Below are 12,555 nucleotides of genomic sequence, written 5' to 3' on the forward strand. Positions count from 1 at the left end.
CCCCCATGAAGCTGCTCGTCCTGCTGTCCCGGTTTCCCTACCCGCTTGACAAGGGCGACAAGCTGCGTGCCTTCCATCAACTCCGTGAGCTGGCCCAGCGCCATGAGATCTACTTATTTGCTCTCACCGATGAGCCCGTGACGCCGTCCGCGCTGGCGACCGTGACGCCCCTTTGCAAAGGGGGACTGCACATTCATCAGCTCCGCCGGCCCCGCATTGCCCTGAACATGACCCGCGCCCTCGCCAATGGGCGCCCGTTGCAGGTGGGCTACTTTCACGATACCAAGGCCCAGCGCTGCCTCGATCAGATAATGATCCAGTTTAAGCCCGACCACGCGTACTGCCAGCTTATTCGCATGGCCGAATACCTGCGCCCACACACGCAGCGCCTGCCCTGCACCCTCGATTACATGGATGTATTCTCAGCTGGCATGCTGCGCCGGGCCGAAAAAGCCCCCCAGTGGCAGCGGCCGGTGTTTCAGCTGGAAGCAGAGCGTCTGCGCGCCTACGAGGCGGCGGCATTTGAGTGGTTTCGCCACCACACCATCATCTCCGACCAAGACCGTCAGCTTATCGATCACCCGCGTCGGGCCGAGATTGAGGTAGTGCTGAACGGAATCGATACCAACTATTTTCGGCCTGTACAAAGCAAAAAAGAATACGAGATTCTGTTTTGCGGCAACATGAACTACCATCCGAATGTGGATGCTGCCGTGTTTCTGGCTGAGGAAATCCTACCTTTAGTACGGCAACAACATCCTGCAGCCCGCCTGCTGATTGCCGGCACCACGCCGGCGCCGCGGGTGCAGGCGCTGGCTTCACCTACCGTAACAGTCAGCGGCTGGCTTTCTGATATTCGCGAGGCGTATGCGGCGGCGGGCGTATTTGTGGCGCCCATGCGCGTAGGTACAGGCCTGCAAAATAAGCTGCTCGAAGCTATGGCTATGCGCTTGCCTTGCGTAACTACTCCATTGGCAAACAATGCTTTACGCGGAACAGTAGGAGAGCATTTGCTTGTTGGCCAATCGGCGGCGGAACTGGCAGCGCACATCAGCGACCTGCTCGCTAAGGCTGAATATGCAAAATCACTGGCCAAACGGGGCCTTGAGTTTGTGCGCGAAAACTACAACTGGGCCACGGCTACCAGCCGATTGGAGCGCTTGTTTGAAAAGCCCTAGGATAAGCACGTTGCATTCTTGAATTTAGCTTAAACAGCAACGGGGACTGCCGGCAAAGTTGCTGATCAGAGTGGCTTCGAAATAAGCTTCTCTGCGCATTACTAACTACTTAATCCTCATGAATAAGAACTTACGCATCGCTATTCTGGGCTGCGGCAACATGGGGCGAGCTTTTGCGAAAGCGTTTCTGCAATACAATCTCGTGGCCCGCACCGATATGCTGCTGCTGGGCCGCGACGACGCGCATTGTGAGCGCCTAAATGCCAGCCAGTTGGGTATGCCAACTGGCTTGCTTTCCGCCGACGTAGGTAGCTACGATGTGGTGCTGGTAGCGGTAAAGCCCCAGGATTTTGGTCGGGTGGCCGATGGGCTCCGGCAGGTGCTACAGCCTGAACAGGTAGTGGTATCCATCATGGCCGGCATCCCGATTGCGCGCTTGCAGCGGGAACTCAAGCATCGGCAGGTACTGCGAGCTATGCCGAATACGCCGGCTTTGCTAGGTATGGGAATCACGGGTTTTTCAGCTTCTTCCGAGGTGAGCCGTACGCGGTTGCATCAGGTCGAAAACCTCCTTAACGCCACGGGCCGCTCTATCTTTATGGAAGATGAGAGCCTGCTCGATGCTGTTACGGCCGTCAGTGGCAGTGGCCCGGCGTATTTCTATTACATCGTGCAGGCCATGATGCGAGCCGGGCAGGAGCTGGGGTTCTCGGAATCGGTGGCGGGATTGCTGGTAAAGCAGACGATGTTGGGGGCCTTTCATTTGCTGAACAATTCCGACCAAAGTATCGACCAGCTGATTGCCAACGTGGCCTCTAAAGGCGGCACTACCGAAGCAGCGTTGCGTACTTTTCGGGCGGGCCACTTGGCTGAAACACTGGTAGATGGCATCAAAGCGGCTCAACAGCGCGCTACAGAACTGGCAAAGGAGTAGAGAAGCGTACTCGCGTCTCCGGGGGGCATTTCGATGATCTAGGGTCTGGCTTAATTTGGCTTATATAGCGGTTTACCATTCGAGAATTTTGCCTGTCGTAACTTCGTGGCGCCGTTGGTGGTTGTTCTGCCAGCTTTGCGAATAGGTTTTCCAAAAGCCGACCGCCGCAACATCCTTTAATCTGCATCACTTACGTTCATGCTTAATTCAATAGAAGACGCCATTGCCGATATTCGCGCCGGCAAAGTAGTTATCGTGGTCGACGACGAAGACCGCGAAAATGAAGGCGACTTTATCTGTGCTGCCCGCTGTGCCACGCCCGAAATTGTGAATTTTATGGCCACTCACGGTCGCGGCTTGGTGTGCGCACCGCTTACCGAAGACCGCTGCGAGGAGTTAGGTTTGGAGCTTATGGTGGGGCGTAATACGGCCCTGCACGCGACTCCTTTCACGGTATCGGTTGACTTGCTTACCCACGGTGTCACGACGGGCATTTCCGCTTCCGACCGCTCCAAGACCATTATGGCCCTTATTGACCCCACTACCAAGCCGGAAGAGCTAGGTAAGCCGGGTCATATTTTTCCGCTGAAAGCGCGCAAGGAAGGCGTGTTGCGTCGCGCCGGCCATACGGAGGCTGCGGTAGACTTAGCGCGTTTGGCGGGGTTTGAGCCGGCTGGGGTACTGGTGGAGATTCTAAAGGAAGATGGCGAAATGGCTCGTCTGCCCGATCTGGAGGAAGTCGCTCAGCGCTGGAATTTAAAGCTGATTTCGGTACAGGACCTTATCAAGTATCGTCTGGCCAAAGAAAGCCTGATTACGCGTGACATTACCGTCAAATTACCTACTCAGTGGGGTGATTTCGACCTTTATGCCTTCACCCAGCGCTCTAATGGTGCTCAGCACTTAGCTCTGGTAAAAGGAGACCTAACTGGCTCGGAGCCACCGCTGGTACGGGTGCACTCATCCTGCGTAACCGGCGATATTTTTGGCTCATGCCGCTGCGATTGTGGTCCGCAATTGCACCGCGCCATGGAGCAGATCAACAAGGCCGGTCGGGGTGTGGTGGTGTACATGAACCAGGAGGGCCGTGGAATTGGCTTGCTGAATAAGCTAAAGGCTTACAAGCTACAGGAGCAGGGCCGCGACACGGTGGAAGCCAACGTAGAGTTGGGTTTTGGCATGGATGAGCGCGATTATGGCGTGGGTGCTTCTATTTTGCGCGACTTGGGAATTAGTAAGATGCGCTTGCTGACTAACAACCCCCGCAAGCGTACTGGCTTGATGGGCTACGGACTGGAAATTGTCGAAACCGTAGCTATCGAAATTGAACCCAACCAACATAACCAGAGTTATTTAACTACGAAGCGCGATAAGCTCGGTCACATGATTCTGAGTAAGCCGTACCCCGGTAAAACGACGGTAGAAGCCGAAAAAGAATTATAGCCTAAAGGCCGGAAAACGCGTTTTTTGGCTATATTACTCTGGCTATGAAAATCCTGCGTTCCGTTTTGAGTGCCGGCGTGGCCGCCCTGGTGCTTAGCTTTTTCCCAACTTCGACTGCCCTGGCGCAGCGCAGTAATTTCGTGCAGGAGTTTGCGGGCAGTACCATTCTGCTGGCCAACGGCGATACGCTGGAAGGGCCGCTCGTACTGCACCGCAATGAGGACGTGGTGCGCATGACCATGCCCAATAATACCATCAATACGCTTTCGGCGGTGGCCGTGCAGAGCTTTGCGGTGAAAGGCGAGCAGTTCGACCAGCGCCGCGATGCATATTACTACGACGACTTTTATGATGCGCGCCGGGGCTACTACTACGGTAGCCCCGCGTTCTTCAATGGACCCTTGCCGAATCGCCGGGAGCGACCCGACACTAGCTTGGTGCGGGTATTCCGCACTTACCGCTGGAACCGTGACAACGACTACAGCGACTACAAATCGCCGGCGTTTTTTGAGCAACTGAGCAGTGGTCCTACGGTGTTGCTGCGCCGCGAAGCCCTAGTCGAGCGGCCTGTGTATGCCGCTGGTCCTTATGGTTACGGGGGCGGCTATGGTGGGTATCCGGCTGGGCCTTCGCGCTACGCGGGCTCGTACTCGGAGATAAAGGACAATTTCTACCTGGGTACGCCAACAGGCAATATTATTCCGCTACGCAATCCGAAGAAGGATTTGTTGGCTGCCTACCCGAAGCAGGCGCGCCAGATTGAGAAGTACGCCAAGCAAAACAACCTGAACTTTACCATTGCCCGCGAGCTGGCGTTCATCGTGAATTATGCTAATTCGCTGACGGAAGAAAAGCAGCCTTAAGCAGACCGTTTCGATACCTAGCATAAAAAAGCCCCCCATAAATCTTCTGGGGGGCTTTTTTATGCTGTGGCGTTAAACGCCGAACACGTTACAAATCCCGGTAGCGAAGCAGCAGGTAGCTGCCGAGCCAAAAGACAGCGGCATAGGTTAGGGCGAGCGGCACAGCTTGCGTGGCGGTGAGGGCGCTGGTGGGGCCGGTCATGGTTTCGAGAATGGCCTGCGTCGGGTTGGGGGTAAGGCTAGAAAATACCTTGGTGGGGAAATATCGGTCAATGTGGTCCTCGACGGGTAAGCGCAGCAGAGGCTCAATTACCCAGGAATACAGCAGGAAAAGCAGAATAGCGGGTCCGCTCTTTCGAATTAGGAAGCCAAATAGGGCAGCAAGGCTAAGGTAGCCCAAGGCCTGCACACCGTAGCGAAGCAGGGCGTCGAAGAGCCCTTCCGCCGGGGAAATGCTGGAGTCATTAGCATAGGAGAGCCCGAAGTAAAGCCCGACTAGCAGTACCACGAGCATCCCAAACACGGTCAGCAGTCCCGATACGGCCAGTTTGCCTTGTATCAGTCCGGCCGGCGATAAGCCATCAATGAGCTGTTGCCGGAAGGTGCGAAACTGGAATTCGTCGGTGATGAGAATGATGAGCAGAATGCCCAGCAGCAGATGAAAGTAGCTCGCTACGTAAGCCAGCTTTGTCCACAAGCCCGGAAACGCATACAGGCTGCTGCCCATGGTCTGCCCATTGATGGTCACGTTGCCGCCTACTGAAACGAAGAAAGCCAGCAGACTTACAAAAAGCGCCAGCACAATCCAGACCGTGCGATAGGGCAGGAGCTTACGGAGTTCAGCACGTACGAGCATGGGGCAAGAATAAGAAAATGAGGTTGTTGAGAGAGACTATGAGAATGGTGAATGTTACTTGGTGAGCTCCAAAAACTGCGTTTCGAGGCTGCGGTGCCTAACTTCCAGACTGTTAAGCACTAAGCCTTGCAGGAAAAGAGCTTGGTTTAGCTCAGCGGGCTGATAGCCAGTACCCAGCACCGCACTGAACGCCCCACCCGGCTCGGGTCGCACATCAGTTACCCAGGAAAAGCCCCCCAGCGCCTCCAGCAGCGCAGCCGGCGCGGCATTGGGAGCTAGGCGCAGTACGATACGGTCGGCAACGGCTAGGATGTTGCTGACCGAACCCGCCGCTCGTAACTCGCCGCGCTGAAGCACGGCTACGTGGGTACAAACCTTCTCAATCTCATCAAGCAGATGACTGGCCAGAATAATCGTTTTCCCTTCGGCGGCCAAGCGCAGTACCAACGCCCGCACTTCGGCAATGCCCTGCGGGTCGAGGCCATTTGTAGGCTCGTCGAGAACCAGAACCTCCGGGCGGCCCAATAGCGTAGACGCCAGAGCGAGCCGTTGTTTCATGCCTAGTGAAAAGCCCCGAAAAGCATCATGCTGACGGGCAGCCAAGCCGGTTATTTCCAGTGCCTCCGCTATAGTGGCCGTGTCGGCACCTTTCACCTCGGCGGCAATCTGAAGGTTTTGGCGAGCGGAGAGGTAGGGAAAGAAATTGGGGGTTTCCAGCAGAGCTCCCACCCGCCGCTTACTCGCACTCGAAATTTGCCCCCCAAACCAGCGAACGCTGCCCTCAGATGGTTGTAGTACCCCCAGCGCAATGCCGAGCGTGGTGGTTTTGCCGCTGCCATTTGGTCCCAATAACCCGTACACACTGCCGGCCTCCACCGTGAGGTTCAGACCCTTCAGCGCCTGCGTACTGCCATAGTTTTTGGAGAGGTTCTCGATTTCAAGAATGGGCATGTGGTGAACTTAAATTTGGAAGGAAAAGGCTTAAGATTATACTGAAAACGAAGCTTAACACCTGTGTTTGTCATGCAGAGCGTTAGCGAAGCATCTCGCGTGTTTAGTGAGTGGGATTACTAACTTCTTGTCAGCCTTCTTGTCAGCACGCGAGATGCTTCGCTAACGCTCTGCATGACCACCTTATTTGTGACAACGACCATAAGTGGGACGCTTCCCCTGTGACTCTCTATGGTGAATAGATCGAAATACAGAGCATAGAGCATTATTCTACCGGCAATTTGCCCCCCAGCCAGCGGGCTACGGGGTAGCGCTGGTAGGATTTCTCATAATGCGGGGAGCGGCGATAGATGAAGTCCAGTTGGGCACTGGCGCTTTTGGCAAAGGCTTGATCTTCCTTCTTGCGGGCCTCGAGCTTCTGGCGGAGTTGCGGATCGCGGCGGAGTAGCTCTGAGGCTAGGTCTTCGAAGACGTAGTCGGAGAAGTGCTCTTTCTGCTGTAGGATGCTGTCGAAAAAGCCCCAGTTGAAGAAGGAGTCTGTGGCTTGTGGCTCGAGGGTTTCAACTAGGTAGCGTGCGGCCTGTTGGTCGAGGATGGCTACGTAATCCCCTTTGCGGAATGCTAGTGCTTGCTGCTCAGGCCGGAGCTTTACCTGAGAGTGCAGATAATGGCCTTCGTAGGGCCGTGGCGATGTTTTATAATCCTCTACATAATATACTTCGGCAGTGAGGGTAGTGTCGCTACGGAGGCGCTGCAGTTGCACGCCACTTAGGCGCAAGCGCTCCAGTACTTCCCCCCAAGCCTGCGGAATAAGGTAGGCTACGGGACGGCGCACGGTTGTGGTGGGGCGGTAGGTGTGGTAGTAGTTGATGGGCCGCGTGAAGGGCGCTTTGCGGTCATAGTACAGGCGGGGCTGCCCGCTTACTTCGCTGGTTTTGGTGCGGCCTTCGTAGCCCCGAAAGCTGAACTTGTCTACCTGCGTCGTGTCGAGTTTCCAGGTTAAAGGGAATTCGATTTGGGTGCGGGTTTGCTGGTCGGCTGTGGCGCGGGCCTGCTTGATTTGGGCTGCATCCTGGTTTACCGTACGGATGAGTAAATCCAGAAAATCGTAGGTGACGCGCACCCGGGGGGCAAATTCCTTGAGCATATGCGTCTCGGTCACGAAGCCCAGGGTATTGAATAATGTCGTGTAGCCAGTGGAATAGCGCGGTGTTTCCAGGAAGCCTCGTATGCCACTCTCGGGCGTACGGCCCTCAAAGTCAACGTAAGGCGTCAGGGGCCATTTCTTCTTTTCCATGCCCGCGTACAAAGCCGGCAGGAGCCGCTGCTGCATGTACTCGCTCATGGCCGGATGAAGCTTGTCGCGCTGGGTATCAATCAGCGTCATGGTATACTGGTAATCAGCACCATTCGATGTGTGTGTATCAACAAATACTTCGGGTTGCCAACGCTGGAAAAGTTGGGCAAAGCTGCGAGCATTGCGCGAATCCTGCTTGATGTAGTCGCGGTTCAGATCGAGGTTGCGGGCGTTGCCACGGAAGCCGTATTCCTGGGGACCATTTTGGTTGGTGCGGGTGGTGCTATTACGATTCAGGGAGCCGTCTACATTGTAAATTGGGATGAGTACTAATGTTACATTTTTGAGTTGGCGCCGCAGCTCTTTCTTCTGCACGTAGTCGCGCACAAGCATCATGCTGGCATCAATGCCTTCGGGCTCACCGGGGTGAATGCCGTTTTGAATAAAGACCACGCGCCGGTTTTTGGCTCGCACCGAAGCCGGGTCCGCGTCGCCATCCAACGACACAATTACCTCGTGCAGCGGCTGTCCGATGTCGGTAGTCCCCGCCTCGCGCAAGGTAATCTCGGGATAGGCCGCGTCGAGTCTTTTATAGTAGTCTATGCACTCGGCGTAGGTGGCAGTGGTATTGCCATTACCTTTCTCGAACGGCGTGCGCCAATCAGGGGGCGCGATGAAAAGTAGGGAGGCGGAGAGTAGAAGGGCGAGCATGCAGCAGTGAATTTTCTGCAATCAACGCTAAAAAAACAGAAAGCCCTGACGTGCACGTCAGGGCTTTCTGCTGATATGATGTGTGAGAAGGTAAAGAGGGACGCTTAAAAGCCTAAGCCCACGGCAAAGCCAGTAAATTCCTGTCCAGTAAGTTGCCGCAGTGGCGTTTGAGCTCCAGTAGTCAAATTAATCGAGTAAACTGTCGTAGTAAATGAACCCTCAAGTCCGTAAGCCATATTGGTCGTTCCCCCAATATCAAGATGGTTGATGTTAGTTCTCAAAGGATTGATTGCCACCAAAGTGCCTGCATTAGGCGGATTTTGCAGATACAGGGTGCTAATGTTAGTTGAAGTACGGCCAGATGTGTATAAGCTGGTCGTGGTAGCGCCGGCGAAGTTATTGTCATAGGCCGCCCCACGCACGCTTACGTCACTGGGATTAATACGCCCATCGGCAATGGCTACGCCGTCTACCGGATTCACCCGCAGATTTTGGCCAGTACTGCTCACAATGCGAATGCGATCAGCTACTGGGTTGAAGTCAAAGCCATAGCTACCACGTTCTAAGGGAATGCTAAGGGTAGCAACCAAGGTAGCTTGGCCAGTGCCTAGGTTAAAAGTATAGAGGCGACTGGAAGAAGTCAGCGCATAGAGTTGGCCCGTGGCCGGTCGGAAGTCCAGGCCGACGATAAGATCCCCGCGGTCAATGCCACTAATTCCTCTGGATTGGTAAGACCTAGGATTGGAAACATCAGTGGGGTCAAATGACAGTAACTGAACATTTACCAAATCTCTGGTTTGTGGATCATCAAAAGCTTCCGTCACATACGCGACGGGCTGGGTAGGAATGGCAATGCCGGAGTAATTCAGGTTGGCAGCGTATTCCGCCAAGGGCCGGGCTGCGCCGGTACTTAAATCCACGGTAAAGAGCGTGGCCTTCCCATTGACGGAGTATAGACCCAGGGCCGCCCCCGTCTTGGCATCAATATCAAAGCCGCCATTGCCGCTGATCTTCAGGTTCAGGCTGCCCACGGGCACGACCGCGCCGTCATTGGGTGGATTGACTAAGTAGAGCTGCTGGTTTTGCGTATTGATGGCATACAGGGCCGTCGACGTGGCCCCGGCCACATTGTTGGTGTAGGCCGCGCCGGTCAGCATGGCGCCCTCGGCACCATTGATAGCCCCGTCGGTAGCGGCCACCGTGCCCGTCTCCGGGTTCAGGCGCAGGTTCTGGCCCGTGGAAGTGATTAGGCGAATTCGGTCCACGGTCGGATTGAAGTCGAAGCCGACTAAGTTGCCCGAGACAGCAGGAGTAAAGGCCCCAGCACCGATAGCGCGGGCCACGCCCGTGTTCTGGTTAATCGCATACAAGCGGCTGGCACTACTGACCCCATAGAGCTGGCCGGTAGCGGGGCGGAAGTCGATAGCCAGCAGCGTTTCGCCGCTGCCCAGGCCCGTAATGGCGACGGTACCCGTACGGGAAGCCGTATTCCCTGTATTATAAGAGTCCAGCTTGTTGCCGCCCGATAAGGCATAGAAGGGAACATTCTGGCCTAAGCCGGGAAAAGTGGGCGTGTTGGGGTTTTTGGGAAAGTACTGCTCCAAGATGTCTTCGCAGCTACTGAGCGAGGACACTAATAGAACAGCCAAGCCCCATTTGGCGAGGGAAAAGGGTTTTAGCATTCTAGTGAGATTATAGGATGTAAAAAAGAATTAATATGACTTGATAGATAAACTTACGTAGGTTAGTGATAATCAGGTGTTCAGAAGTATATTATTGTAAAAATAAGTTTTAGGATATGATATTGTTGAGATATAAAGCATTATCGTACAGTATATTGTGTTTTAAATTCGAAAATATTTATTATGCATAATTCTGATATTTATTGTTTTAGTAAGTTTTCAAGCAAGTTTCAGCGGATTCACTCAACTAAGAAAAAGCCCCCCAAATACTATAGTTCAGTATCTGGGAGGCTTTTTGTAATTAAGCAGTATCGGAGCCGTTTATTGATAAAGCCGGCGCGGACCTGGAAACAGTAGTTTATCCAGGCTGTACCGGCCGGGGCCGATGAATAGAAGCCCTAAAAACACAAACGCAGACTCAACGGCGTGGGAGTAGCCACTGAAACCGTCACCTTTGCTGATGTGCATGATGGCGGCCATAATCATGGTGATAAGTAGGGCGGCGCAGGTGATTCGAAAAAACAGCCCTACAGCTAATAATTGCCCCCCAACGGCCTCCGCTACGGCGGCCAGAAGTCCCCAGGCAGTAGGGGCAAAATCAAGCCCGACCAGCTTCATCACGCCACCTACTTCGGTCCAGGCGGCCTGACCACCCATCAGCTTCGGATAGCCATGAATGGTGAACATCATACCCAGGCCCACTCGCAATATCAACAACCCAAAATCACGCGTACGATAGGTGTTTTCGAACAGAAGCATAGGCAATAGGTAGATGATAGAATCGTGGGTGGTTGCGGGCTGCTAATCCATTAAGTAGCTCGACATTGCCAAAGTACAGGAAATATAGGGTAATACAATTACTCGCTCCTCGCGCTACCGCGACACCAATACTCCGATAATGCGCGTGGCCGTGGGCACGTCAGTAGGGCGCAGCTGGCTGGAGCGATTGGGGGGCAAAGATTGCTCATCCAGAACCCACGACATATTTACCGCATCGGATACGGCTACCAGGCCGGCGTCGGTTTTCTCGATGGTGGTGATGCCGTATTGCTGACGGGCCGCGCCGTAGGGCGAGCCTACGCCAATGCCATCGGCGGTGCGGTACTGCGGGTCGGTGACACGGATGCGCCAGATACGAAAACCATCCTGCTCATCGCCAGCCATTTCTAACATGATGGGCGGCGCAGTGGGCTGCTGCGCATCGGTTATTTCATACACAGGATACGTAATGCCCTCAACGGTACGCGTTGACCTACGGCGGCGGCTGGCCGGAATCAGACGCAGAACAGCCTGCTCGCTGGTATTCAGGCGCAAGCGCCCGACGCGGTCGGAGCTGAGCAGATGCAGGGAGTCGGGAGTAGTGGGGTTGGCCGCCGATACGGGTTTCTCGGGGGTGCCCGGTGGCGGGGGCGACGTAGCCGATGGGGCAGATGCTGTAGGTGGGGGCGAAGATTGAAACGGCTGTTCGCCGCTCGATGACACGGGGGTTTGAGTCGGGGAAGAGTCGCAGGCGCTAACGGCAGTCAGGGCCAGTAGCAATGCTGCGGCCCGAGCGGAAGCAGAGAAGTAGAACATAGTACCGATGCCATACGGTAGCGGTGCGCTCGTCGTTGACTTGAAAGCAGTTGGAGTACGGCTATTAAGGCGTATGCCGCCGGGCTTGCCTACCTTTGCGGCTCGGTTACTCACTTCAAATTCTGTTTCCTGTGGCTGCTATACCTTCCAAACCCCTGATTCTGATTTCCAACGACGATGGCATTACGGCCCCCGGCATTGCTACGCTAGTGCGCGTCATGCGCCGCATTGGCGAAGTAGTGGTGGTGGCGCCCAATTCGCCCCAGTCGGGCATGGGCCATGCTATTACGATTGGTCACCCGCTGCGCCTCGACTCCAGCACTATTTTCGAGGGCATCGAAGCCTACGAATGCTCTGGTACGCCTGCCGATTGCGTGAAGCTGGCCAAACATCACGTGCTCAAAGACCGCCAGCCTGATTTGGTGGTTTCAGGTATTAATCACGGCTCCAACTCGTCGGTAAACGTGCTGTACTCCGGTACCATGTCGGCGGCTATTGAGGCGGCTATTGAAGGACTCCCCGCCATCGGCTTTTCCCTGTGCGACTACGGCCACTCTGCCGACTTTTCACACACCGAAGAATGGGTGGAGCACGTTACCCGTCAGGCGCTAGAGCACGGCATTCCGGCCGGTACGGCCCTGAATGTGAATATTCCCAAAAAGTCAGATATCCCCATTCTGGGGGCCCGCTTGTGCCGTCAGGCCCGCGCCAAGTGGCAGGAAGAGTTCGACCTGCGCCACGACCCGCACCAGCGCCCCTACTACTGGCTGATCGGCAGCTTCGTAAACCTCGACGAAGGCGACGAAACCGACGAGTGGGCCTTGGCGCACAACTTTGTATCCATCGTGCCCTGTCAGTTCGACCTCACCGCCCGCGCCGGCCTCACGCAGATGCAGCAGGGCTGGGAGATGCAATTGCCCGGCCAGCCAGCGCCCACCAGTATTCCGGCAGCTCATCCCGTGGAGTCGGAAGATTACGGCGTGGTAAATCCGTAAAGTGAATCGAGTATAAAAAAGCCCCCCAGAGCTGCTCTGGGGGGCTTTTTTGCGTATAGTGTAGGAAATA

The 12,555-nt window shown here is 55.1% G+C and carries 11 protein-coding genes; 5 read left to right on the forward strand and 6 right to left on the reverse strand.

Annotation, left to right across the window (positions count from 1 at the left end; genetic code table 11):
• Positions 1-5: 5 nt before the first annotated feature.
• The 4 genes from H8B13_RS14125 to H8B13_RS14140 all read left to right on the forward strand — a co-directional run bounded on the left by H8B13_RS14125 (position 6) and on the right by H8B13_RS14140 (position 4,418).
• Positions 6-1,178 (forward strand): glycosyltransferase, encoded by a 1,173-nt coding sequence (locus tag H8B13_RS14125; protein ID WP_187311438.1) that lies wholly within the window; start codon positions 6-8, stop codon positions 1,176-1,178.
• A gap of 118 nt (positions 1,179-1,296) precedes the next feature.
• Positions 1,297-2,112 (forward strand): pyrroline-5-carboxylate reductase, encoded by an 816-nt coding sequence (proC, locus tag H8B13_RS14130; protein WP_187311439.1) that lies wholly within the window; start codon positions 1,297-1,299, stop codon positions 2,110-2,112.
• 198 nt (positions 2,113-2,310) lie between these two features.
• Complete coding sequence (locus H8B13_RS14135; RefSeq protein WP_187311440.1) at positions 2,311-3,555, forward strand: bifunctional 3,4-dihydroxy-2-butanone-4-phosphate synthase/GTP cyclohydrolase II; 1,245 nt, start codon at positions 2,311-2,313, stop codon at positions 3,553-3,555.
• 44 nt (positions 3,556-3,599) lie between these two features.
• Positions 3,600-4,418, forward strand: coding sequence for a hypothetical protein (locus H8B13_RS14140; RefSeq protein ID WP_187311441.1), 819 nt, complete (start codon positions 3,600-3,602; stop codon positions 4,416-4,418).
• Between the two features lie 88 nt (positions 4,419-4,506).
• On the opposite strand, the gene H8B13_RS14145 is transcribed toward H8B13_RS14140, so the two are convergent.
• The 6 genes from H8B13_RS14145 to H8B13_RS14170 all read right to left on the reverse strand — a co-directional run bounded on the left by H8B13_RS14145 (position 4,507) and on the right by H8B13_RS14170 (position 11,604).
• Positions 4,507-5,274: an ABC transporter permease gene (locus H8B13_RS14145; protein WP_187311442.1), complete on the reverse strand. Its 768-nt coding sequence runs from the start codon at positions 5,272-5,274 to the stop codon at positions 4,507-4,509.
• A 54-nt stretch (positions 5,275-5,328) separates the two neighbouring features.
• A complete protein-coding gene (locus H8B13_RS14150; RefSeq protein WP_187311443.1) occupies positions 5,329-6,225 on the reverse strand; it encodes an ABC transporter ATP-binding protein in 897 nt (298 codons plus the stop codon).
• 265 nt (positions 6,226-6,490) lie between these two features.
• Positions 6,491-8,233 carry a M14 family metallopeptidase gene (locus H8B13_RS14155; RefSeq protein WP_187311444.1) on the reverse strand — a complete coding sequence of 581 codons (1,743 nt, stop codon included), beginning with the start codon at positions 8,231-8,233 and terminating at the stop codon, positions 6,491-6,493.
• A 104-nt stretch (positions 8,234-8,337) separates the two neighbouring features.
• Complete coding sequence (locus H8B13_RS14160; protein WP_187311445.1) at positions 8,338-9,915, reverse strand: DUF4394 domain-containing protein; 1,578 nt, start codon at positions 9,913-9,915, stop codon at positions 8,338-8,340.
• Between the two features lie 321 nt (positions 9,916-10,236).
• Positions 10,237-10,674, reverse strand: a complete 438-nt coding sequence (locus H8B13_RS14165) for a DoxX family protein (RefSeq protein WP_187311446.1) — start codon at positions 10,672-10,674, stop codon at positions 10,237-10,239.
• 114 nt (positions 10,675-10,788) lie between these two features.
• Positions 10,789-11,604 carry a hypothetical protein gene (locus H8B13_RS14170; RefSeq protein WP_187311447.1) on the reverse strand — a complete coding sequence of 272 codons (816 nt, stop codon included), beginning with the start codon at positions 11,602-11,604 and terminating at the stop codon, positions 10,789-10,791.
• A 26-nt stretch (positions 11,605-11,630) separates the two neighbouring features.
• Between H8B13_RS14170 and surE the strand changes: the two genes are divergently transcribed.
• Positions 11,631-12,485 carry a 5'/3'-nucleotidase SurE gene (gene surE, locus H8B13_RS14175; protein ID WP_187311590.1) on the forward strand — a complete coding sequence of 285 codons (855 nt, stop codon included), beginning with the start codon at positions 11,631-11,633 and terminating at the stop codon, positions 12,483-12,485.
• The last annotated feature ends 70 nt before the right edge of the window (positions 12,486-12,555 follow it).

Origin of the sequence: Hymenobacter sp. BT188 (genome assembly GCF_014333585.1) — a bacterium.
Lineage (GTDB): Bacteria > Bacteroidota > Bacteroidia > Cytophagales > Hymenobacteraceae > Hymenobacter.

Bases quoted from the DNA above. Each gene is read 5' to 3' on its own strand.
- H8B13_RS14125 (WP_187311438.1), top strand. From the start codon at position 6: ATGAAGCTGCTCGTCCTGCTGTCCCGGTTTCCCTACCCGCTTGACAAG.
- proC (WP_187311439.1), top strand. From the start codon at position 1,297: ATGAATAAGAACTTACGCATCGCTATTCTGGGCTGCGGCAACATGGGG.
- H8B13_RS14135 (WP_187311440.1), top strand. From the start codon at position 2,311: ATGCTTAATTCAATAGAAGACGCCATTGCCGATATTCGCGCCGGCAAA.
- H8B13_RS14140 (WP_187311441.1), top strand. From the start codon at position 3,600: ATGAAAATCCTGCGTTCCGTTTTGAGTGCCGGCGTGGCCGCCCTGGTG.
- H8B13_RS14145 (WP_187311442.1), bottom strand. From the start codon at position 5,274: ATGCTCGTACGTGCTGAACTCCGTAAGCTCCTGCCCTATCGCACGGTC.
- H8B13_RS14150 (WP_187311443.1), bottom strand. From the start codon at position 6,225: ATGCCCATTCTTGAAATCGAGAACCTCTCCAAAAACTATGGCAGTACG.
- H8B13_RS14155 (WP_187311444.1), bottom strand. From the start codon at position 8,233: ATGCTCGCCCTTCTACTCTCCGCCTCCCTACTTTTCATCGCGCCCCCT.
- H8B13_RS14160 (WP_187311445.1), bottom strand. From the start codon at position 9,915: ATGCTAAAACCCTTTTCCCTCGCCAAATGGGGCTTGGCTGTTCTATTA.
- H8B13_RS14165 (WP_187311446.1), bottom strand. From the start codon at position 10,674: ATGCTTCTGTTCGAAAACACCTATCGTACGCGTGATTTTGGGTTGTTG.